General features: G+C 74.4%; 21 protein-coding genes. 11 read left to right on the forward strand and 10 right to left on the reverse strand.

The genetic code is table 11. The annotated features are described in order from the left end of the window. Window positions 1-35 precede the first annotated feature (35 nt). Window positions 36-293, forward strand: coding sequence for a hypothetical protein (locus ACFPK1_RS02350; protein WP_378019277.1), 258 nt, complete (start codon window positions 36-38; stop codon window positions 291-293). Between the two features lie 36 nt (window positions 294-329). Here ACFPK1_RS02350 and ACFPK1_RS02355 read toward each other — a convergent pair whose 3' ends face one another. The 3 genes from ACFPK1_RS02355 to ACFPK1_RS02365 all read right to left on the reverse strand — a co-directional run bounded on the left by ACFPK1_RS02355 (window position 330) and on the right by ACFPK1_RS02365 (window position 3,575). Next, window positions 330-950 carry a hypothetical protein gene (locus ACFPK1_RS02355; RefSeq protein ID WP_378019278.1) on the reverse strand — a complete coding sequence of 207 codons (621 nt, stop codon included), beginning with the start codon at window positions 948-950 and terminating at the stop codon, window positions 330-332. Continuing rightward, on the reverse strand, window positions 943-1,953 hold the full coding sequence (locus tag ACFPK1_RS02360; RefSeq protein WP_378019279.1) for a WXG100 family type VII secretion target: 1,011 nt from the start codon (window positions 1,951-1,953) through the stop codon (window positions 943-945). The genes ACFPK1_RS02355 and ACFPK1_RS02360 overlap by 8 nt, the downstream gene beginning before the upstream one ends. A 110-nt stretch (window positions 1,954-2,063) precedes the next feature. Then, window positions 2,064-3,575, reverse strand: a complete 1,512-nt coding sequence (locus ACFPK1_RS02365) for a carboxylesterase/lipase family protein (RefSeq protein WP_378019280.1) — start codon at window positions 3,573-3,575, stop codon at window positions 2,064-2,066. A gap of 231 nt (window positions 3,576-3,806) precedes the next feature. On the opposite strand from ACFPK1_RS02365, the gene ACFPK1_RS02370 reads away from it, so the two are divergent. The 5 genes from ACFPK1_RS02370 to ACFPK1_RS02390 all read left to right on the forward strand — a co-directional run bounded on the left by ACFPK1_RS02370 (window position 3,807) and on the right by ACFPK1_RS02390 (window position 8,337). Further along, window positions 3,807-4,454 carry a hypothetical protein gene (locus ACFPK1_RS02370; protein ID WP_378019281.1) on the forward strand — a complete coding sequence of 216 codons (648 nt, stop codon included), beginning with the start codon at window positions 3,807-3,809 and terminating at the stop codon, window positions 4,452-4,454. Window positions 4,455-4,478: 24 nt separating this feature from the next. Next, a complete protein-coding gene (locus tag ACFPK1_RS02375) occupies window positions 4,479-5,093 on the forward strand; it encodes a hypothetical protein (RefSeq protein ID WP_378019282.1) in 615 nt (204 codons plus the stop codon). Between the two features lie 152 nt (window positions 5,094-5,245). Beyond that, entirely contained in the window at window positions 5,246-6,817 is a 1,572-nt protein-coding gene (locus ACFPK1_RS02380; protein ID WP_378019283.1) for an N-acetylmuramoyl-L-alanine amidase, read from the forward strand. Between the two features lie 51 nt (window positions 6,818-6,868). Next, the gene (locus ACFPK1_RS02385; protein ID WP_378019284.1) at window positions 6,869-7,672 is read left to right on the forward strand and encodes a transglutaminase family protein; all 804 of its coding nucleotides are present in this window, start codon (window positions 6,869-6,871) and stop codon (window positions 7,670-7,672) included. A gap of 119 nt (window positions 7,673-7,791) precedes the next feature. After that, the gene (locus tag ACFPK1_RS02390; protein ID WP_378019285.1) at window positions 7,792-8,337 is read left to right on the forward strand and encodes a PadR family transcriptional regulator; all 546 of its coding nucleotides are present in this window, start codon (window positions 7,792-7,794) and stop codon (window positions 8,335-8,337) included. On the opposite strand, the gene ACFPK1_RS02395 is transcribed toward ACFPK1_RS02390, so the two are convergent. From ACFPK1_RS02395 to macS, 3 genes are read right to left on the reverse strand one after another with little or no spacing between them, the layout of a single operon-like run. Next, window positions 8,334-9,014: a VC0807 family protein gene (locus ACFPK1_RS02395; RefSeq protein ID WP_378019286.1), complete on the reverse strand. Its 681-nt coding sequence runs from the start codon at window positions 9,012-9,014 to the stop codon at window positions 8,334-8,336. The two genes, ACFPK1_RS02390 and ACFPK1_RS02395, sit on opposite strands and share 4 nt — an antisense overlap. A 47-nt stretch (window positions 9,015-9,061) precedes the next feature. Next, entirely contained in the window at window positions 9,062-9,688 is a 627-nt protein-coding gene (locus ACFPK1_RS02400; protein ID WP_378019550.1) for a response regulator, read from the reverse strand. Window positions 9,689-9,728: 40 nt separating this feature from the next. Continuing rightward, on the reverse strand, window positions 9,729-10,898 hold the full coding sequence (macS, locus tag ACFPK1_RS02405; RefSeq protein ID WP_378019287.1) for a MacS family sensor histidine kinase: 1,170 nt from the start codon (window positions 10,896-10,898) through the stop codon (window positions 9,729-9,731). 134 nt (window positions 10,899-11,032) lie between these two features. On the opposite strand from macS, the gene ACFPK1_RS02410 reads away from it, so the two are divergent. From ACFPK1_RS02410 to ACFPK1_RS02420, 3 genes are all read left to right on the forward strand, one after another. Beyond that, window positions 11,033-11,407: a WXG100 family type VII secretion target gene (locus ACFPK1_RS02410; RefSeq protein WP_378019288.1), complete on the forward strand. Its 375-nt coding sequence runs from the start codon at window positions 11,033-11,035 to the stop codon at window positions 11,405-11,407. A gap of 86 nt (window positions 11,408-11,493) precedes the next feature. Further along, window positions 11,494-11,997 (forward strand): hypothetical protein, encoded by a 504-nt coding sequence (locus ACFPK1_RS02415; RefSeq protein WP_378019289.1) that lies wholly within the window; start codon window positions 11,494-11,496, stop codon window positions 11,995-11,997. Between the two features lie 170 nt (window positions 11,998-12,167). After that, window positions 12,168-13,304: a hypothetical protein gene (locus ACFPK1_RS02420; protein WP_378019290.1), complete on the forward strand. Its 1,137-nt coding sequence runs from the start codon at window positions 12,168-12,170 to the stop codon at window positions 13,302-13,304. 7 nt (window positions 13,305-13,311) lie between these two features. Here ACFPK1_RS02420 and ACFPK1_RS02425 read toward each other — a convergent pair whose 3' ends face one another. Beyond that, on the reverse strand, window positions 13,312-13,821 hold the full coding sequence (locus ACFPK1_RS02425) for a hemerythrin domain-containing protein (protein WP_378019291.1): 510 nt from the start codon (window positions 13,819-13,821) through the stop codon (window positions 13,312-13,314). Between the two features lie 72 nt (window positions 13,822-13,893). Then, the gene (locus ACFPK1_RS02430; RefSeq protein ID WP_378019292.1) at window positions 13,894-14,892 is read right to left on the reverse strand and encodes a hypothetical protein; all 999 of its coding nucleotides are present in this window, start codon (window positions 14,890-14,892) and stop codon (window positions 13,894-13,896) included. Window positions 14,893-15,063: 171 nt separating this feature from the next. On the opposite strand from ACFPK1_RS02430, the gene ACFPK1_RS02435 reads away from it, so the two are divergent. Continuing rightward, window positions 15,064-15,381 (forward strand): adhesin, encoded by a 318-nt coding sequence (locus ACFPK1_RS02435; protein WP_274200145.1) that lies wholly within the window; start codon window positions 15,064-15,066, stop codon window positions 15,379-15,381. 21 nt (window positions 15,382-15,402) lie between these two features. Here the strand turns inward: ACFPK1_RS02435 and ACFPK1_RS02440 are convergent, their stop codons facing one another. Continuing rightward, window positions 15,403-16,383 carry a DUF6925 family protein gene (locus tag ACFPK1_RS02440; RefSeq protein WP_378019293.1) on the reverse strand — a complete coding sequence of 327 codons (981 nt, stop codon included), beginning with the start codon at window positions 16,381-16,383 and terminating at the stop codon, window positions 15,403-15,405. Between the two features lie 14 nt (window positions 16,384-16,397). Further along, a complete protein-coding gene (gene valS / locus ACFPK1_RS02445; protein ID WP_378019294.1) occupies window positions 16,398-18,965 on the reverse strand; it encodes a valine--tRNA ligase in 2,568 nt (855 codons plus the stop codon). A gap of 77 nt (window positions 18,966-19,042) precedes the next feature. On the opposite strand from valS, the gene ACFPK1_RS02450 reads away from it, so the two are divergent. After that, a complete protein-coding gene (locus ACFPK1_RS02450; RefSeq protein WP_378019295.1) occupies window positions 19,043-19,987 on the forward strand; it encodes an NADP-dependent oxidoreductase in 945 nt (314 codons plus the stop codon). Window positions 19,988-20,041 lie beyond the last annotated feature (54 nt).

The raw sequence follows: 20,041 nt of genomic DNA on the forward strand, positions 1-20,041 counted from the left end.
TTCGCTTGGAGCGGGGAGCCGGGTAGTCCGATCCCATGACCGAGGACAGCGCAGCCCGTCGCGCCCGCAACCCCGCCGCCGAGCCGGACCACACCCCGGAGAAGCAGAGCGAGCTCAAGCTCAACGTCGGGATCGGCACGATCGGGACGATCCTCTCGATCGGCGTCGCCCTGATCTTCTTCCTGGTCGAGCACAGCGTCGTGCTCGGCCTGGTCTTCGTCGTCGTCGCGGTGGTCGCGGGGGCGATCACGCTGTACGCGGCGCAGCGGAAGCGGAAGGCCCGGTCGAGCTGAGGAGCCGAGAACCCTTCGGGAATCGAAGTGTTCTCGTCAAAGCTCAACGGCTGCGGCGAGCCGGGGTTCCACGTCAGCGACGCGACGGCGAAGGACCACCTCGTCGGAGTCGTACATGCGCAGAGGTGTGCCGTCAGATCGGTACCGGTCGATGGCGAGTCCGACAGCTTCCGCCGCCGCACGCACTCGAGGAGAGAACCCCGTGCGCGAGCGGGCGAGGTGCTCACGGAACTCCGCAGCGAACTGTGCCGGTGTGACCGTCCCTTCGAGGAGATCGCGGATGAGCCGGAGGAGTTCGGCACCGCTTCCGGTGTCGGCGAGCAGGGCCGGCCGCGGGCGGCCCTCCTCGACCGCCCGCACCCTGTCGGCCTCTTCCTCGAGCGCGGGGAGCTGTGACGACACGGCATGTCGCAGCTCATCGTCGTCGAGTCCGCCCTTGCGAACGCGCGACTCAGGCTCGGCGATGTGCTCCTCGACGGCGTAGAAGATCTCGCTGATGAAGATCCAGGTCTCGCCGGGCACGCGAGTGGCCTGGCCGATGAGCCGGATCCAGTGCTTCTTGAACGTCGTCGCGTCCTGCACCCCGTCCAGCAGCGCGCGCGCCTCGTTCACGAAGGGTTCGATGTCGGCCGAGGTGCCGACAGGGCCTTCACTCATCGGACCTCACAAGCTCCGTCGGGCGATGACGTTGTCGAGCTGCACCGGGTTGAGCCGCCAGCCTGAGAGGAAGCGTCCGTCGGGCAGCTGCATGGCCATGAGTCGGGTCGCGGGATCGACGGTGGCGGTCGACGGCGTCGAAGACCGGGCCGGCGTTGGCCGCGTGGACCGCGCGCAGTGCGCCGTCGGCCTCGACCACGCCGCGCGCCACGGCGTCGCCGATCGCGCGCCAGGCCTCCCCGACCTCGTGGACGCGGACCGGGTCGACGTCGGGCCAGTACGCGGCCAGCTCGTCGGGGACCGGACCGATCGGACCGGGGCCGGCCGCTGACGCCGGCCCCGCGCCGCCGAGCACGGGGAGGACGGCGGGCGCGGGGAGGCGTTCGCCGGGCCGTCCGCCCGGTACCGCGGTCTCGTCGGCCTCCACCCGGGCGTTGGCGGTGTCGGTGAGCCCGACGGCCATGCCACCGAAGATCGCGACGCCGGCATGGAGCGCCGACCAGGTGCGCCCGGCGAGCGCGTCGTAGCGACCGCGCCAGGCCCCGAGGGCGGCGTCGTCACCCGCGAACCCCGCCGACGCCTCCAGCGTGCCGCGACCGGCCGCCCGCGCGACCGCGTCCTGGACCTCGGCCGACACCTGCGCCGCGCGCACGATCTCGGGCGTCGAGAGCGTCACCCACGGCGGCGCGTCCGGCGCGATGCCGGGACCGGCGGTGGCGGACCACGCACGGACCGACGCGGTCTGCGCGGTCCGGTGGTTCGTGGCCGTGGTGTCGAGCAGCTCGCGCAGGGATTCGAGCCGCGCCCGGACGGACACCGACGCGTCGCGCCACTGCGCCCACGCCGTGGCGAAGGTGTCGGACGCCCCGCCGCTCCACGCCTCGCGCACCGTCGTGACGACGCGGTCGGCCTCGTCGACGGTCCGTCGAAGGTTGTCGACCTGGCGGCGGAGGTCGGCAGCGGACGACGGGAGCGCTCCCGCCGCCACCACGAGATCCGCCACGCGGCGAGCGTGCCAGCCCATGTCGCGCCACGGGTGTGGTTCGACCGAGGCCGCGGGCTCTGATGGAGATGCTTCGGAATCCGAAGCGTTCCCATCGACGAGAATTCGCCCTAGTCGTACCCGCGGAAACCCTCCCACGCGAGGCGGCGCTCGCGGCGGGGGTCGGACTCGATGCGGTCGGTGCGGTCGAGGATCTTCGTCAGGCGGGTCGTGGCGTCGTACCGCGGCCAGTGCGAGGCGGGCGCGCCCTCGCGGGCGAACCGGATCCAGTCGTCCTGCACCCGCTCCTGCATCGCCTGCAGCGCGCGGCGCCCGCCCAGCGCCGTGAGCCACTTGCCGGCGTTCGAGCGGGCGAGCCCGAAGACCGCGTAGAGCTCCATGCCGTGCGTGGCCCGCACGCCCATGAGGTTGAGCACCGGCGTCGTCAGGTCGTAGCGGTAGGCGTACACCGGCCCGCGGTGGGACTGCATGATCCGCACCGAGGGGTACCAGAACATGTAGTCGCCCCCGAGGTCCTTGCGGAACGGCCGGCCCTCGTACGCGGCGAGCACCTGGTCGCGCAGCTCCGGCTGGGTCAGCGCGAACATCCGGTGCGCGCGCTCCTCGCTCACGAGCACGTCGAGGCGCATGCGCGGCAGCTCGAAGAGACGGCCCTCGGTGTCGTTGGTGCCGATGATCAGCGGGACGTCGGCGGCGCGGCCCGCCTCGAAGGCGTCGAGCGGGGACTCGGGCAGCAGGTCACCGTCGACGACGGGCGCGGTCGGGATGGTGCCGGGCTGGTCGCCGAGGTGCTCGCGCAGCACCCGCGCGGCGCCGAGCAGCTGCCCGGGTGTCGCCTGGAGGAGCCCGGTGAGCGGGTCGTCGTCCGCCCCGAGCGCGGTGACGAAGCCGGCGGCCCAGGCCCGGGCCCGCTGCTGCCCGAACACCATGCCGGGCGCCGAGCTCTCGGCGATCGCGCGGTGGAACAGACCGCGCGCGGCCGGCGTCGCCATCAGCGTCGTCACCGAGATCGCGCCGGCCGACTCGCCGAAGATCGTGACCTGGTCGGGGTCGCCGCCGAAGGCCGCGATGTTGTCGCGGACCCACTCCAGGGCGGCGATCTGGTCGCGGAGCCCGAGGTTGTTCTCGACCGGGCGCTCCGCCGTGCCGTACGCGGAGAAGTCGAGGTAGCCCAGCGCGCCGAGCCGGTAGTTGACGTTGACGTAGACGACGTCACCGCGGCGGGCGAGCTCGTACCCGCGGTAGGTGGGGGCCGACCCCGCGCCGACGACGAACGCGCCGCCGTAGAACCAGACCATCACCGGGCGCGGGCCGTCGGAGGCGGTGGCCGGCGCGGTGACGTTGAGCGTCAGGCAGTCCTCGCTCATCGGCGTGTCCTTGCCGGCGCCGAGGAACTCGCCGACCCGCTCCTGGATCGGCACCGGGCCGTACTGCGACCCGTCGCGCACGCCCTCCCACGGCACCACCGGGTGCGGCGCGCGGAGCCGGAGATCGCCGACCGGGGGCGCGGCGTAGGGGACGCCGCGCCAGGTGTGCACGCCGCGTGTGGTGATCCCGCGGACGACGCCGCCGGTGGTCTTGACCTCCGGGCCCGGGACGGGGATCTCCTGCCGCGAACGCATACCGCGAGTCTGTGGGACGGGCCCGTGCTGGCGCTCGCCGATGTGATGGAGGAGCCGCGTCATCACCCGTCCCGGGCGTGTCGCGTGGGGAGGTCCGACCCCTCGACGACAAGACGAGTGGGCGTGCTGACACGCTCGGCGGTACGTCAGGCCACGCTCGGTCACACATCAGATGGATATTCGCTCTAACGGCCCAGCGTGTCGCGTTGCGGGTGCCGATGATTTCTCTCGATGGACGTGCAGACCGACGCGGGGGTCGACGCCGCGCTGTGGGGACTGGAGGCCGCCTTCGTGGCGTCGCCGCCCCCGGAGACGCTGGCGGGCTGCCCGCATTGCCACGGCGAGGTCCGCGTCGCGGACGCCGACCCGCTGACGCTCGCGCTCGCCCTCGGCAACACCCTCGGCACGGCGGACGACCTGCGCGCGCTCACCCCGTGGCTGCTGCGCCGGGCGCTCACCGACGACCGTGTCGACCTGCGCACCGTGCTGACCCGCGTCGCCGAGAACTGGGCGGGCTGGAGCGACCTCGAGCGCGACGCCGTGCGCGACGTCGCCGACGCGGTGTGGACCGCGCTGCTCGACACGCACCCCGACGACCCGGGCGGCGCGACGGCGGTCGCCATGCTCGACAGCATCGCCGCGCTCGGGGACCCGCCGGACCGGCTGCTCGCCATCTGGGAGTACAAGGAGATCGCGAGCGCCGACCACCACCTCGCCGAGCTCGTCGTCGACGCCTTCTACGGTGCCCGGGTCGACCCGCAGGTCCTCGCGTGGGCGCGGGCGGACGCGCAGCGCGCCCGCCTCGAGCGGGCACGCGACCGCGACCGCGGCCGCCCCTGGGCCGGCACGCTCACGGCGGCCTGCGACCTCGCCGGGTGATCAGGGGGGCGCGACACTGGGGGCGTGGCGAGCTCGCGCGGTCTCCCCGACACCCTGGTCGACGAGCTCTGGCGGCGTGCGGTCGGCGGGATCGGTCCGTTCGCGGGCGCGGCGTCCGTCGCCGGGGACGCGCTGACCGCCACGGGGGACGACGTCGAGGCCGCGGTGCGGCGGGTCGTCGGCTCGCACGTGCGGCTCGCGGCGAGCTCGGGGCTGCTGACCAGCCTCGGCGGCGCGGCGACCCTCGTCGTCACCGCCCCGGCGGGCACCACGGGGCTCTACCTGCTCGGCGCGCGCCTCTCGGCGGCCGTGGCGCACCTACGCCGTCGCGACCTCGCCGACCCGGTGGTCCGCACCGCGGCGCTGGTCTGCGTGCTCGGCGCCGACGGGGTCGAGCTCGCCGAGCGCACCGGCCTCGACCTGGTCAACGCCTCCCTGCTGCACGGGCTGCGCGGCCTGCCGCCCGAGGTCCGCGCGCAGCTCGACACGCGCATCGGCTTCCGGCTGACCTCGCGGTTCACGCGCCGCGGCGCCCTCAACGTCACCAAGCTGATCCCGGTGGTCGCGGGCCCGATCGGCGCCGGGGCCGACGCGATGGCGATGCGGACGATGGCGACGTTCGCGCAGGCGCACCTCTGACCTGTCTGACGCACCGCACCCGGATTGTCACGCAAAGTCACCCGACTGGGCGCCTTTGGCGCGTGGTGTGGTGGATGGTGCTCGTGTGGGGGTCATGGTGTGCCGCGGCGGATCACGGGGATACCGCCGAGTGAGCGGGAGGTGCGTGCGTGATGGCCGGGTCCGGGGCTCCCACGGGGCGTGTGCGGCGCACGGCGCGGGCGCGGATGGGCACGGTCGCGCTGACCACCGCCGCGGTGCTCCTGCTGCCCGCTCCGGCCGTGGCGCAGCCGGCGCCGACCGACCCCGGGGTCCCGGCGGGACCGGTCGTGCCCGCCGTGCCCGACGCGGCACCGCTGGGTGTCCGTCAGCTCGACCCCGCGCACGCCGTCATGCCGCCGGCCGCGCTGCCGCCGGCGTCCCCGGTGACCGCAGGGGTGTCGTCGGTGGGCTTCACGCCGGGCGCCCGGGACGCCTCCGGCGCGCGCGAGGTCCGCGAGGCCCGGCCGCTGCGCCTCGTCGCGGTGACCTGGACCGGCGCCGCGCCGGACGCGGTCGCGGTGCGCTCGACCGACGCCGCCGGGCAGTGGGGCACGTGGACCGACCTCGACCCGGCCGGCAGCGAGAAGGACGCGCCGACCCCCGACACCGTGCCCGCCGCGGGCGGCACCGACCCGATCTGGGTGGGCGAGCGCACCGCCGTGCAGGTGCGCGCGCTGCGCGCCGGCGTGCCGGTGACCGACGAGGTGCAGGTCGTGCGCATCGACCCGGGCATCGGGAGCAACGACCAGGCGATCGGCGCCCTCGGCGCCGCCCGCGGGCCCGCCGCACCGAAGTACGTCACGCGGTCGCAGTGGGGCGCCGACGAGTCCAAGGCGACGTGGGGCCCGGAGACCACGCCGACCGTGCGCGCGGTGACGATCCACCACACCAGCGAGTCGAACGACTACGGCCCGGCCGACTCGCCGGCCATCGTCCGCGCGATCTTCGCGTACCACACGCAGAAGCAGGGCTGGGGCGACATCGGCTACAACGCCCTCGTCGACAAGTACGGAACGATCTTCGAGGGTCGGGCCGGCGGGATGGACAAGGCCGTCGTCGCGGCCCACGCGGGCGGGTTCAACCGCGAGACGTGGGGCATCGCCATGATGGGCAACTACATGACCGAGGCGCCGACCCCGGCCGCGCTGAACTCCGTCGCGTCGCTCGCCGCGTGGAAGCTCGGCGGGCTCTACCGCGACCCGCGCGAGCAGGTGCAGCTCACCTCGGCCGGCGGCGGCACGTCACGCTTCCCGAAGGGGCAGTCGACGACGGTGCCCGCGCTGTTCGCCCACCGCGACGTCGGGAACACCTCGTGCCCCGGCGACTCCGCCTACGCCCAGCTGGACCCGCTGCGCGACCAGGTTCAGCGGCTGATCGCCGAGTCCGCCACCGACGTGCGGACGGCGTGGTCGGCACAGCGCGCGTCGCTCGGTGAGCCGACCCGGGTCGAGTCGCCGACCGCCGACGGGTCCGGGCGGATCACGACCTTCGAGCACGGCACGGTGATCTGGTCGCCGCGCACGGGCGCGTGGTCGGTCACCGGGGCCATCGCCGACCACTGGCGCGGGGCCGGCGCGGAGGGCTCGCCGCTCGGGTACCCGACCGGGGCCGAGCACGACGTGCCCGGCGGGCGTGCGCAGTCCTTCGAGCACGGCGCGCTGACCTGGGACCGGGCCAGCGGCGCGGTCCGCGGCGGCGTCTGAGCGGTCCCGTCCCCCCAGCGCTGCGCCGCCACGCACGGCAGGATGCGCGGGGTGGACGACGACGCGGCACGACGTGCGGCCGTCGACGGCGCCGTGAACCGCTTCCTGGCGCTGGTCCGGGGCGGCGCGCCCGACCTGCTCGAGGGGGCCCTGGAGATCGCCCGCGCGGCCGACCCGGCCGCCGACGTCGACGCCGCCCGCGCCGAGCTCGACCGGCTGGCGCAGGGGCTGGGCGACCTCGACGACCTGGTGCGCCGCCTCTACGTCGAGGAGGGCTTCCACGGCGACCGCGAGGACTACTACGACCCGCGGAACTCCTCGCTGACCCAGGTCCTCGACCGGCGCGCCGGCATCCCGATCACCCTCGCGGTGGTCTGCATCGAGGTCGGGCGGCGCGCCGGGCTCGGGCTCGACCCGGTGGGCATGCCGGGCCACTTCCTCGTGCACCCGCGGGGCGCGCTGCAGCACCTCGACCCGTTCACCGGCGAGATGCTCGACCGCGAGCAGTGCATCCGCCGGTTCCGCGAGTCGACGGGCCTCGGGCCCGACGTCCCGTTCGACGACACCCTGCTGGCCCCGATCGGCGCCGACGCGGTGCTCGTGCGCATGCTGACCAACCTTCGCGGCATCCACCGCGCGCGGGGCGATCTGGGCGAGCTCGGCTGGGTCCTGCGCATGCGCCTGGGCCTGCCCGGGGTCAGCGCGGTCGAGGTCGCCGAGCTCGCCGAGGTCCGCGGCCGGCGCGCGGGGTTCCGCGAGGCCGCCGACCTGCTCGAGGAGTGGGCCGAGGTGCTCCCCGACGACGCCCCGGCCCTGCGCCGCCACGCTCGCAGCTGGCGCGCGCACCTGAACTGAGGGGCTCCGCCCACGTGAGTGGTATGGGTCGTCAGGACGACCCATACCACTCACGTGGCCGCAGGCCATCCCCGACCTGTCGCCATGGACATGTCAGGATGGACTGGTAGCGTCGCCGCATGTCGCTGCGCCACGCCCTGCTGGGGCTGCTCGCCCACGGTCCGGCCAGCGGCTACGACCTCACCCGCGCCTTCGACGGCAGCATCGGCCGCTACGCGTGGCAGGCCGGCCACAGCCGCATCTACCCCGAGCTGGCGAAGATGGCCGAGGCCGGCCAGGTCGTCGTCGAGGAGACCGGCCCGCGCGGGCGCAAGACCTACGCGCTCACCGCCGACGGCCACACCGAGCTGCGGCGCTGGATGCTGCACTGGCCCGAGCAGACCTCGGTGCGCGACGAGACCGTGCTGCGCATGTTCCTCGTGCAGTCGCTCGAGCCCGACGACGCGCGCAAGCTGCTCGAGGGCATCGCCGCGCACTGCGCCGCCGAGATCGAGAACCTGCGTCCGGTGATGGAGGCCGACGACGCCGAGCACACCCCCGGCGACCCGCTGCCCTTCGGTCGCCTGGCCGGCGAGTACGGGCTGCGCCAGTACGAGGCCGTGCACGGGTGGGCGTTGTGGAGTCTGGAGCGCCTGGGGTCGGCGCAGCCCGCCACCCGGGCCTAGGCGACGGCGGGCCGCTCGTCGAGGTGCTCCGCGGCCCATTCGCGGGCCTTCGCCCCGGCGCGCCGGCCGTACCAGGCGTTCCAGATCGAGAGCCCCACGATCGTCGCGACCATCATCCCGGTCGACAGCCCGACCATGACGTCGATCGGCAGCAGGTAGATCAGCGGGATGCGCAGGGTCGCCTCGAGCAGCAGCCCGACGCCCCACACCACGGCACTGCGCCGGAACATCGTCCGGATCGGCGGCAGGGTCCGGTAGAACTCCTCCATCTCCTGCGCCCCGCGCGGCTGCCAGGTCTGGAACGCCGAGAGCGTCAGGGGCTTGCCGGCGACCAGGCTCGCGAGGAACACCAGCCCCACCAGCGCCGTGCCGAACGAGTCCTTGACCAGCAGGAACCGCGGGTCACCGCCGACGAACGCCAGCGCGAGGCCGAGCCCGAACACGCCGAGCATCACCGCGGCGAACCATGTCACCTGCCGGGCGCGGACCGCGACCCAGACGAGCCGCACCCCGGCCGCGAGGGTGGCGACGAGCAGAGCCACCCAGTCGGAGGCGCCGAGGGCGTGCAGGCCGTAGTAGCCGACGAGCGGGAGACCGACGTCCCACAGCAGGCCCGAGAAGTGTCGCAGAACGCCCCCGCGCTCCTCCTGCTCGTCAGCGCCGGTCTCTCGCTCCATGCCCGAGAGCGTGCACCTGTCCGTCACGACATGTCAATCAGGACATGTCACTCGTCGGCGTCCAGACCGCGCTCGATGGCATATCGCGCCAGTTCCACGCGGTTGGTGAGCTGCAGCTTGCGCAGGGAGTTCTGGACGTGGTTCTCCACCGTGCGGTGCGACAGCGTCAGCCGCGCGGCGATCGCCCGGGCCGTGAGCCCCTTGGCGACGAGGCGCAGGACCTCGGTCTCGCGCGGGGTCAGCTGCGGCTCGTCAGGGGCCTCGGTCTCGCGCCGGCGGTACTCGCCGAGCACCAGACCCGCGAGGCCCGGGGAGAACACGGCCTGCCCCTCGGCGGTGCGCCCGATCGCGTCGACCAGCTCCTCCATCGCCGCCGACTTGGTGAGGTAGCCCGTCGCCCCCGCCCGGACGGCGCCCAGGACGTCGCCGTGCTCGGTGCTCGCCGACAGCACGAGCACCTGCGTGTCGGGCAGGGCCGCGCGGACCTGCGCCGTCGCCTCCGCGCCGGACAGCTCCGGGAGCTGCAGGTCCATGAGGACGACGTCGGGGCGCACCGCCCGGGCGATCCGCACGGCCGCGGCGCCGTCGGGGGCGGTGGCGACGACCTCCACGCCGCGCTCGGCGAGATCGCGGGCGACGCCCTCGCGCCAGATCGGGTGGTCGTCGACGACCATCACGCGGACCACTAGGAGCTCCTCCTCGTGCGGGGGACGGTCATTGTCGGTGCCGGCTCCGCAGGCTGCGCGGCACCATGATCTCCCACTCGGTGCCCTCGCCGGGCGCGGTGTGCAGGTCGATGGTGCCGCCGAGGCCCTGCACGCGACCGCGCATCGACCCGGCGACCCCGAGGTGCCCCTCAGCCGCCGCCTGCTCCAGGCGGCCCTCGGGGATGCCGACGCCGTCGTCGCGCAGGCTGACCGTGACGCGCGCGGCGTCGTCCTCGACGAGCACCCAGAGCCCGGCGTCCTCGCCCGCGTGGGCGGCGGCGTTGTGGGCGGCCTCGCGCACCACGGCGGCGAGCTCGTCGACCACCGCGGCGGGCAGCAGCACCGGCTCGGCGGGCACGGCGAGCGAGGCGTGCGCCGGGACGACGCCGGCGAGCCGGGACGAGAGGTCGACGGTGCCGTCGGGGCCCGCGACCGGCGCCGAGGTGATCAACCGCCGCAGCGCGACCTCCTGCTCCCCGGCGAGGCGGGCGAGATCGAGGGCGGACGCGTCCCGGTCGACCCGCGCCAGCTCGGCGCCCCGGCGGCGCACGAGGGCGAGGACCTGCAGCACGCCGTCGTGGATGTCGCGGGCGAGGCGCTCGCGCTCGGCGGTGGCCGCCTCGAGCGCCGTGGCGGCGCGCAGCTTCTCGACCGAGCGGCGCATGGTGTCCGCGGCCAGCCCGACCGCGAGCCCCGCGACCAGGAGGAGCTGCGCGTCGAACAGCAGGTCGGTGTCGACGACCCGGCGCACCCCGAACAGGACGGTGACGGTCACGAGCGCGCCCCCGAGCCCGCCCCGCCAGCCCAGCGCGATCGCCAGCGCGAGCACCGGGCCCGCGGACCAGACGGTGGTGATCACCGGCCCGCCGTCGGCGACCCGCTGCGGGGTGTCGACGAGCAGGGTCGACGCGGTGGCCAGCGCGGTGAGGACGAGGTCGAGGCACGCGGTGACGGGGTCGCCGGTGCGCAGGTAGCGCGTGGACGAGACCACCGTCCACACGGCCATGGCGGCGACGACGGCGACCCCGAGCGCCGGGTGCGCCCACTGGCCACCGAAGCGCACCGCGTTCACGACCACGGCGACCAGCGCCACCGCGCGGTAGACGACGAGCCCGCGCCAGAGCGGGACGAGGTGGGGGTGGGCCCGCGCGCGCAGGGAGACGTCGACGGCGGTCACGTCACCTCCCCGGGCGCGAGGCGCGAGCGTATCGGGCACGTCGGACACCCTGGCGTGCGTCGCCCGGCGGGGGATGGGGGGAACTACGCGGAACCGCACCCACGGCGACCGCCCACCGGGCAGCATCGGCCGGCGTGACCGACGGATTCGGCGTCGACCCGGCGATGCTCGCGCGCACCGCGCAGGGCATCCGCGGCGTCGTCGACACCCTCGGCGAGGTGGGGCACGGCTACCTCGCCGAGTCCGGGCGCGGGCTGTCGTTCCTCGCGCTCGGGGGGGAGGAGTCGGGGCACCCGCAGGTGGGCGCGTCGTTCGACGCCTTCCTCGACCGCTGGTCCTGGGGTCTGCGGGCCCTGGTGCAGGACGGGCGGGCGGTCGCCGAGGCGCTCGACGCGGCCGGCGTCGAGTACGACGGCGTGGACACCTCGGTGTCGGGAGAGCTGCGGCGCCTGGTCGCGCTCGCCGTCGGCGACCCGGGCAGCGACGGGGTGCCGGGCGCGTTGCGGTAGGACGTCGAACGGCCGCCAGGGCACTTGGGAGTTGGTCGTGGACCCCGAACGGAAGCTGATCCTCCACTTCCTGCACCTGGGGGGAGATGACGTCGCTCCGGCTCCGGGTCGGAGCGGGGGCCGAACTGCTCGGCGATCTCCACTACGTCCGTGACGAATACTCGTTCGACTTCCAGCCCTCGGACGGCGACGTCCTCGCCAGGCGGTGTCCGGCGGGGACGACGTCCCTGCTCGTGCAGAACCTCCAGCTCGAGGTCGGACTCCCGGAGCAGTCCCTGATGTTCGCGTGGGGCCTGCACCCGCAGACCATCTGGAGCGAGAGTCGTCTCGAACCACCGGCCGCGCGGCCCGGGGTCGTCGAGGTCGTGTGGCCCGACGATCTCTCGCTCGGGACGTCGGTCGCCGTCGACGACCGCTTCGCGTGGGGCACCACCTGGGACCCGGTCCGGCGATGGCTGCGCATCGCCCCGTCCAGCGTCGACGACGGAACGGCGGTCGAGATCGCGACCGGTGTGATCGTCGTGGTGAGCGGCGACCAACTGCGCTCCGTCTGGTTGAACCCGGCCATCGTCGACACCCGCGCGTCGTAACCCTCCGACCCTCGCCTCCTTCTCGTCACTCCGGATCGGCGAACGGACTACCGCGAGGTATCGATCGTGGATCAAGATCCCGGAAAGGGCTAACGTGGCGCGACGCTGCGCCGAACAGATGAGAGCTGGGGCACCTGCTCGGGCGATGATCGCGCACCAGAGGGGGAGACGTGGACCGGTGGACGATGGTGCTGGAAGCGGTGCCGGGATCGCTGCGGGCCGTCCGCGTCGAGGACGACGACCACCGCCCGATCGACGTCGACCTCGCCGACGGTGACGCCGACACCCTGAGCGCGTCGCTGCTCGCGCTGGTCGACGCCGAGGACGGCCGTCCGGACCACCTCGTCCTGGTCGTGCCCGGTGACCTCGACGAGGAGCGCTTCACCGCCCTGTCCACCGCCGTGCGGCTCGCCCGCTTCCCCGAGCCGTCCTGGCTGCCCGACGCCGTGTCCTGGGCCGGCGGGCACCTGGCCGGCTGGGGCTCGGGGACGCCGGTGACCGTGGTGGACGCCCGCGGCGACGACCTGGTCGTGTGGCCGATCCGGACCTCGGACGACGGTGTGGAGATCGGCGAGGGTGCCCCGCGTGACCTCGGCGGACGGCTCGACGCCCTGCTCACCGGGGTCGTGCACGCCAAGCTCGCGATCGTCGCGCCCGGGATCGCCGAGGCCCTGCGGCTGCGCACCGATGCCGTCGGGCGCCGCGATGCGGCCCACCTCGGCCACGAGCTGCACGAGGCCCGCCGGCTGATGTGCGCGACGGACGGCGAGGAGCTCGTCGTCACCGCCGGCGACGCCGAGGTCTACGTGACCCGCGAGGAGTTCACCGGCCTCGTCGACCACGCCCTGCGCGACACCGTCGGGGGCACCGTCGCGCAGGACGCGGCGCACACCCTCGTCCTCGCGCCCGGGACCTCGCCGATCGTCGAGCAGCTCGCCGCCACCCCCGGCGGGGCGGTGCTCACGGCGCCGGTGGGGACGACGTCGTTGGTCGGGGCGGCGGCCCTGGTCCTGCCGCGCCCGCACGGGGTCGACGACCCCACCCCGACCGACGGCATCCGGCTGCCCGGCCGGGCGCCGCGCGAGACGGCGGTCGTGCCGCTCCCGCGCGAGACCTCGGGGCGCGACCGCCTCCCGATCTGGGCGGTCCCCGCCCTCGCCGGCCTGCTCGTGCTGAGCCTGGCCGGGGCCGGGACGGTGCTCGCCACGGCCCCGGACCCCGGCGTCGTCCCGGCCGCCGACGCGGGCTCGCTGTCGCCCGTCGTGCCGGTCGGCTTCGACCGCCTCGGGGGAGACGGCGGACGCTGAGGCGCGCTCAGGAGGTGACGGCCTCCACGTACTTCTGAGGGTCCTTCTCCTCGAACGACAGTCCGCGGCCCTCGGCGTGCTCGACCTTGAACTGCTCGAACTTCGCGCCGAGCTCCTGACGGAACGCCAGCGTCGTCTCCTTGCGGAAGGGCGCGAGGTCGTCGCGCTCCTCCTCGGCCATGTGGTGGTTGTTCGCCTGGTCGGTCTCGTCGATGGCGTCCCACCACTCCTGGCTGCCGACCTCCGCCTTGCGCGCCTTCTCGGTGCCCTCGCGGATCTCGTCGTGGTCGCCGATCGCGTCCTCGGTCGCCGACGCGTCCTCGTCGTCGACGCGGCGCGCCATCGACGGGTAGAAGTGCTGCTCCTCGGCGGAGGCGTGGATCTCGAGCTGGACGGCGAGCGAGTTCCAGACCTTCTCGGCCTCCTCGGGCTGCTCCCGCAGGTCGGCGAGGTGCAGGAACTGGCGCCGGAACCAGTCGTGGTCGTCGAGGATCATCTCGGTGATGTCGGCGGACATGGGTCCCTCTCGTTCGCGTGGTGGCGTCCGGGAGCTACCCCGACTGCGCGAGGGAGAACCGGAAGGCGAGCCTCACCTCGCGTGCACGGACCCCGCGGCGTCGACGAACCACACCTCGGCCCCCGCACCCTCCAGGGACGTCGCCCGCTGCGCGGTGAGGCTGCGGTAGCGCCGGGTGTCGGGCAGCGCGATGACGATCCGCGCCCGCGGGTGGGCGCGCCGCCGCTCGGCCGCGGCGTGCTCGGCGGCGCTGAACCAGTCGCCCGCGATCGTCGTCGGGTGGGTCCGCGCCCCGTCGGCGGGCCAGCCGGTGACCTCGACGTGCACGTCGTCGCCGTCCAGCGACGCGATCAGGTCCCGCGCGGGACCGGTGCCGTCGACCGACGCCCAGCGCAGCGTCGCGCCCCGCCGCACGAGCCACCCGGCCACCAGCGACTGCACGTTGACCACCCGCGACCACGCCTGCAGCGCGTCGTAGGGCGGGGGTCCGCAGGTGCTCGACGCGGCGGTCCCGGACTCCTCACCCGGGGACGGGCCGTCGGTGGTCGACAGGCCGGGTGTGACGGCGTCCCCTGGGCCCTCGGCCTCCGGAGCGGGCGCCTCGTCGGTGACGGCGGGGACGTCGACCTTCGGAGCGTGCTGCTCGGAGGCCTCCCCGTCCGGCGCCGGGTCCGCGGCTACCGCCGTGGCGTCGGCGCTCGTCGACGCCCCGGACCGCGCCTTCCGCGGGCGACGAACCTTCGGCGCGACGGCCGCCGGTACCGCCTGCTCCGGTGAGGTCGCCTCGACCTGCTCAGCGTTCTCCTCGGGGGAGAGCGGCGCCGGCTCGGCCACCGTGCGCGTGCGGCGGGCCTTCGGCGCGGCGGTGGTCGACTCGGACGCCCTCGCCCGGCGGCCCCGGCGCTTCGTCGGCGCCGGGAGGCGGTTGACGATCGGGCGCGTGCCGACGCGTTCGAGCGCCCCCTCGGCGACGAGGCGCCGGCAGAGCTGGTTGACGGTCTGCGGGCGGACATCACCGAGTTGCCGTGCGAGGGCGGCGTCGGTCAGCCCGTCCGGTGACTCCTCGAGCATTCGGAGCACCGCAGCACGCCGATCGGTGGGGTCGGGGCTCACCGGGAGGGCCATCCTGTCGTTCCCCTCCGTGTTCGGGCGGTCAGTTCGGTCTGAGCTGGGGATTTCCGTCGCGTGACGGCTCGCGCATCCGCGTGCGTGACCAATCCGTGACCCGTATGGTAACGAGGCATGCTGGCACTGACGGAGACGGCGGCCGAGGCCATCTCGTCCATCCTCGAGTCCAACGAGATGCCCGAGGGGTCGGGTCTGCGCATCGCGGCCACCCCCAACATGGCGGAGGAGGGCCTCGAGCTCTCGGTGGCCCCCACGCCCGCCGCGGACGACACGGTGCTCGAGGGTGGCGGCGCCGTCATCTTCCTCGAGCCGCAGGCGGCCTCGGCCCTGGACGACAAGGTCCTCGACGTGGAGCGGGTGCCCGACGCCGAGCGCGGCGACGGGGACGAGTTCCGCTTCGCCATCACGCCGCAGTCCGAGCTCCAGGACTGACGTCCCGCTCGACCCGGCGCGTCATCCCTGCGCCGGGTCGTGGGTGAGCGGCTGGCCGGCACCCTCCGACCGCTCCCGCGGCACCTGCGCCCGCCACCGGGCCAGGTGCGGATGTCCGGGCTCCAGCTCCTCCACCTGCCGCAGCGCGAGTTCCACCGCCGCCCGGTACCCGCGCGTCAGCGCCCACGGCGGCGGCTCGGCCGACGCCGCCAGCGCCTCGGTCACCGCCGCCTTCGCCGCCACCACCGCGGGCTCCCCGAACCGGGCCAGCGCTTCCTGCGCGTGACGGTGACGCTCGGGGCGCGGCGTGATCGCGCGACCCTCGACGGTCCGGGTCGGGTGCGGGAGGTGCAGCGTCGCCCCGGGCGCCCGGCCCGGTGGGATCGGGTCGGTGGCCGCGTGCGTCCGTCCGCTCGCGAGCAGGCGCGGGAGCAGGTGGGTGTGGGGCCCGTCGGGGCTCGTGCCGTCGGGCGGCGGGATCGGGGTGAAGACCTCGAGGCGTGCGACCGCGGTGCGGAACACCCGGTGCGGGCCCCCCTCGACCAGCAGCCCGATCGCCGCGCCCGCCTCGGCGAGCGGCCGCCCCTCCACCGCGCGCAGCGACGCCAGCAATTCCGCATCGCTCGTGCGCACGCACGCCGCGAGGTGCGGCGCGCCGACGCCGAGGTCGACGAGCACGGCGTCGCGGTCCTCGGCGCGCAGGGCGTCGCGGTCGGGGCCCAGCTCGGTGACCACCGAGCGGCCGCCGGCGTCCGCGGGCACGCACAGCGCCACGGCCTGGCTCCAGGAGTCGCCCGCGCGACGCTCCCACGCCAGCGGCACGACGTCGTCGGCCACCTGCACGGCGATGCCACCCCGCGCGGTGACCGCGGTGGCCCGGCCGGGCGCGCGCGTGAGGGAGACCTCCTCGTCCGGATCGCGCAGGAACTCGGCGAGCGCGCCGAAGGTCCCGACGCTCCAGCCCGCGTCCGGGTCGTCGATCCAGGCGAGGAGGTCGTCCATGCCGTCGGGGCGGCTCAGCCGGTCGGGCCGCCGACGGTGGTGACGAGCTCGCCGTCCGGGGAGACGACCAGCTCCACGTCACGCACCCGGCCCGCGGCGCGGACGTCGGCCAGGGCCTCGCGCAGCGCCTCGAGCGCGGCCGGCGCGGCCTGCACCGACAGGCTCTCGACCTCGGTGCGGATGGAGAGCTTCTGCTCGGACTTCGCCCGGCGGATCCCGCCGATGACGTCGGAGGCGATGGTCAGGACCTGCGGGTCGACCTCGGCGGACGTCGCGAGCTCGTGGATGTCCGGCCACGGGGCACGGTGCACCGAGCCCTCCTGCCACCACGACCAGACCTCCTCGGCCACGAAGGGCAGCACCGGCGCGAACAGCCGCTGGAGCACCCGCAGCGCGGCGGCGAGCGTGGCCCGCGCGGAGTCGCGGCCGGCCTCGTCGAACTCGCCGTAGGCCCGGGACTTGACCAGCTCGAGGTAGTCGTCGCAGAAGAACCAGAAGAACTGCTCGGTGACCTCGAGCGCGACCGCGTAGTCGTAGTTCTCGAGCGCCGCGGTGGCCTTCTCGACGACCTCCGTGAGCCGGGCGAGCAGCGCCCGGTCGAGCGGCGTGGTCACGGCGGAGACGTCGGGCTCGCCCGCCGCCACCCCGACCCCGAGGATGAACTTCGACGCGTTGAGCAGCTTCATCGCGAGCCGCCGGCCGACCTTCATCTGCCCGCGGTCGAACGCCGTGTCGACGCCCGGCCGCCCGCCGGCCGCCCAGTAGCGCACCGCGTCGGAGCCGTACTCCTCGAGCAGGCCCATCGGCGTGACGACGTTGCCCTTGGACTTCGACATCTTCTTGCGGTCCGGGTCGAGGATCCAGCCGGACAGGGCGGCGTGCGCCCAGGGCAGGCTGTCGTGCTCGAGGTGGCTGCGCAGGACCGTCGAGAACAGCCAGGTGCGGATGATGTCGTGCGCCTGGGGCCGGAGGTCCATCGGGAAGACGCGGGAGAACAGGTCGTCGTCGATGCTCCACAGCCCGGCGATCTGGGGCGTCAGCGACGAGGTGGCCCAGGTGTCGAGGATGTCGGGATCGCCGGTGAAGCCGCCCGGGACGTCGCGCTGGTCGGCGGTGAAGCCGGGCGGGACGTCGGTCGACGGGTCGACGGGCAGGGCCTCGTCGGCCGGGATCAGCGGCTTGTCCGGGATGACCTCGCCCTCGCCGTCGAGCGGGTACCAGACCGGCACCGGCACGCCGAAGAAGCGCTGGCGGCTGACCAGCCAGTCGCCGTTGAGCCCGCGCACCCAGTCCTCGTAGCGGTGGCGCATGTACTCGGGGTGCCACGCCAGCTCGCGCCCGCGCTCGAGCATCTCCTCGCGGACGGTGGCCTCGCGGCCGCCGTTGCGGATGTACCACTGGCGGCTGGAGACGATCTCGAGCGGCTTGTCGCCCTTCTCGTAGAACTTCACCGGGCGGGTGACGGGGCGGATGTCGCCCTCGAGCTCGCCGGTCTCCTGCAGCATCGCGACGATCCGCTCCTTGGCGGTGTGCACCGTCGCGCCGGCCACCTCGGCCCAGCGCTCGCGGCCCTTCTCGTCGGTGATCCACTCGGGGGTGTCGCGGAGCAGGCGCCCGTCGCGGTTGATCACCGTGCGGTTGGGCAGGTCGAGCTCGCGCCACCACTGCACGTCGGTGAGGTCGCCGAACGTGCAGCACATCGCGATGCCGGCGCCGCGGTCCATCTCGGCGGCCGGGTGGGCGAGCACCGGGACCTCGACGTCGAACAGCGGCGAGCGCACCGTCGTGCCGAACAGCCCCCGGTAGCGCTCGTCGTCGGGGTGGGCGACCAGCGCGACGCACGCGGGGATGAGCTCGGGGCGCGTGGTCTCGATGAAGATGTCCTGGTCGGCGCCGTGGTAGGCGATCCGGTGCCAGGCGCCGGTGTGCTCGCGGTCCTCGAGCTCGGCCTGCGCGACCGCCGTGCGGAACGTGACGTCCCACAGCGTCGGGGCCATCGACACGTAGGCCTGGCCGCGCTCGACGTTGCGCAGGAACGCGCGCTGGCTGATCGCGCGGGCCCGGGCGTCGATCGTCTGGTAGCCGTGCGACCAGTCCACCGACAGGCCGTTGCGCCGCCACAGCGCCTCGAACGCCTTCTCGTCCTCGGCGGTGAGCGTCTCGCACAGCTCGACGAAGTTCTTGCGCGACACCGGGATCTGCTGCTTGCCGGGCTTCTCGGGCGGCGTGAAGTCCGGGTCGTAGGGCAGGCTCGGCTCGCAGCGCACGCCGTAGAAGTTCTGCACGCGCCGCTCGGTGGGCAGCCCGTTGTCGTCCCAGCCCATGGGGTAGAAGACGTGCTTGCCGCGCATGCGCTGGAAGCGGGCGACGATGTCGGTGTGCGTGTAGCTGAACACGTGCCCGACGTGCAGCGACCCGGACACCGTCGGCGGCGGGGTGTCGACGGAGAACACCTGCTCGCGCGAGGCGGTCCGGTCGAACGCGTAGGTGCCCTCGTTCTCCCATACGCGCGCCCACCGGTCCTCGAGGCCATCGAGGGTCGGCTTCTCGGGCACGCGTGTACCGGGGTCGGACTGCACCATGACACCCAGTTTACCGAGGGGGTGCGCGCCACTTCCGGCCTGCTCAGGGTGTGCGCACGGCGGTACCGGGGCACGTCATGACCATGCGCCGGATCACCCAGGACACCGCAGGCGGACCCGAGGTCCTGCACGTCGAGGACGCCCCGGTCCCCGAGCCGATCCCGACCGAGATCCGGGTGCGCGTGACGGCCGCCGGCGTGAACCCCGTGGACACCAAGGTCCGCGCGGGCGGTGCCGGGCTCGGTGACGACATGACCGCGCCGCCGTTCACGGTGGGCTGGGACGTCGCCGGGGTCGTCGACGCCGTCGGCATGGGCGTCACCCGCTTCGCCGTGGGCGACCGGGTGTTCGGGATGCCGTGGTTCCCGCGGCAGGCCGGGGCCTACGCCGAGTACGTCACCGCCCCCTCGCGACAGTTCGCGCACATCCCCGACGGCGTCGACGACGTCACCGCAGCCGCGACGCCGCTCGCCGCGCTGACCGCCTGGCAGATCGTCGTGGACACCGCCGACGTGCAGCGCGACCAGCGCGTCCTCGTCCACGCGGCCGGCGGGGGCGTCGGGCACCTCGCCGTGCAGATCGCGAAGACCCGCGGCGCCCACGTCGTCGGCACGGCCTCGGCGGCCAAGCACGCGGACCTCGCCGCGCTCGGGCTCGACGAGGCGATCGACCACCGCACGCAGGAGATCGCGCGGGCGACCCGCGACATCGACGTGGCCGTCGACCTCACCGAGGTGAACGGCCCGGCCTCGCTCGCCGTCCTGCGCCCCGGCGGCCTGCTGGTGTGCGTGCCCTCCGGGGTGCCCGAGGGCCTCACCGAGCAGGCGCAGGTGGAGGGCAAGCGGGTCACCGACTTCCTCGTCGAGCCCGACGGCGTCGCCCTCACGGGCATCGCCCGGCTCATCGCCGAGGGCACGCTGACCGTGCGCGTCGCGGGCACCTACGCGCTCGAGGACGCGGCCTCGGCGCACCGCGAACTGGAGAAGGGCTCGACGTTCGGCAAGCTCGTGCTCACGCTCTGAACAGTTCCGAGAATTCGCGCTGACATCGTGGACAGCGGTACCGCGCGCGCTCTA

The sequence above is a fragment of the Actinomycetospora rhizophila genome (assembly GCF_042657905.1).
Taxonomy (GTDB): Bacteria; Actinomycetota; Actinomycetes; order Mycobacteriales; family Pseudonocardiaceae; genus Actinomycetospora; species Actinomycetospora rhizophila.

Excerpts from the sequence above, each read along its gene's own strand:
- ACFPK1_RS02430 (WP_378019292.1), bottom strand. The coding sequence starts at position 14,892 with ATGCTCGAGGAGTCACCGGACGGGCTGACCGACGCCGCCCTCGCACGG.
- ACFPK1_RS02395 (WP_378019286.1), bottom strand. The coding sequence starts at position 9,014 with ATGGAGCGAGAGACCGGCGCTGACGAGCAGGAGGAGCGCGGGGGCGTT.
- ACFPK1_RS02415 (WP_378019289.1), top strand. The coding sequence starts at position 11,494 with ATGACGTCGCTCCGGCTCCGGGTCGGAGCGGGGGCCGAACTGCTCGGC.
- ACFPK1_RS02355 (WP_378019278.1), bottom strand. The coding sequence starts at position 950 with ATGAGTGAAGGCCCTGTCGGCACCTCGGCCGACATCGAACCCTTCGTG.
- ACFPK1_RS02425 (WP_378019291.1), bottom strand. The coding sequence starts at position 13,821 with ATGTCCGCCGACATCACCGAGATGATCCTCGACGACCACGACTGGTTC.
- ACFPK1_RS02370 (WP_378019281.1), top strand. The coding sequence starts at position 3,807 with ATGGACGTGCAGACCGACGCGGGGGTCGACGCCGCGCTGTGGGGACTG.
- ACFPK1_RS02450 (WP_378019295.1), top strand. The coding sequence starts at position 19,043 with ATGACCATGCGCCGGATCACCCAGGACACCGCAGGCGGACCCGAGGTC.
- ACFPK1_RS02390 (WP_378019285.1), top strand. The coding sequence starts at position 7,792 with ATGTCGCTGCGCCACGCCCTGCTGGGGCTGCTCGCCCACGGTCCGGCC.
- ACFPK1_RS02435 (WP_274200145.1), top strand. The coding sequence starts at position 15,064 with ATGCTGGCACTGACGGAGACGGCGGCCGAGGCCATCTCGTCCATCCTC.
- ACFPK1_RS02380 (WP_378019283.1), top strand. The coding sequence starts at position 5,246 with ATGGCCGGGTCCGGGGCTCCCACGGGGCGTGTGCGGCGCACGGCGCGG.
- valS (WP_378019294.1), bottom strand. The coding sequence starts at position 18,965 with ATGGTGCAGTCCGACCCCGGTACACGCGTGCCCGAGAAGCCGACCCTC.
- ACFPK1_RS02400 (WP_378019550.1), bottom strand. The coding sequence starts at position 9,688 with ATGGTCGTCGACGACCACCCGATCTGGCGCGAGGGCGTCGCCCGCGAT.
- ACFPK1_RS02440 (WP_378019293.1), bottom strand. The coding sequence starts at position 16,383 with ATGGACGACCTCCTCGCCTGGATCGACGACCCGGACGCGGGCTGGAGC.
- ACFPK1_RS02350 (WP_378019277.1), top strand. The coding sequence starts at position 36 with ATGACCGAGGACAGCGCAGCCCGTCGCGCCCGCAACCCCGCCGCCGAG.
- ACFPK1_RS02365 (WP_378019280.1), bottom strand. The coding sequence starts at position 3,575 with ATGCGTTCGCGGCAGGAGATCCCCGTCCCGGGCCCGGAGGTCAAGACC.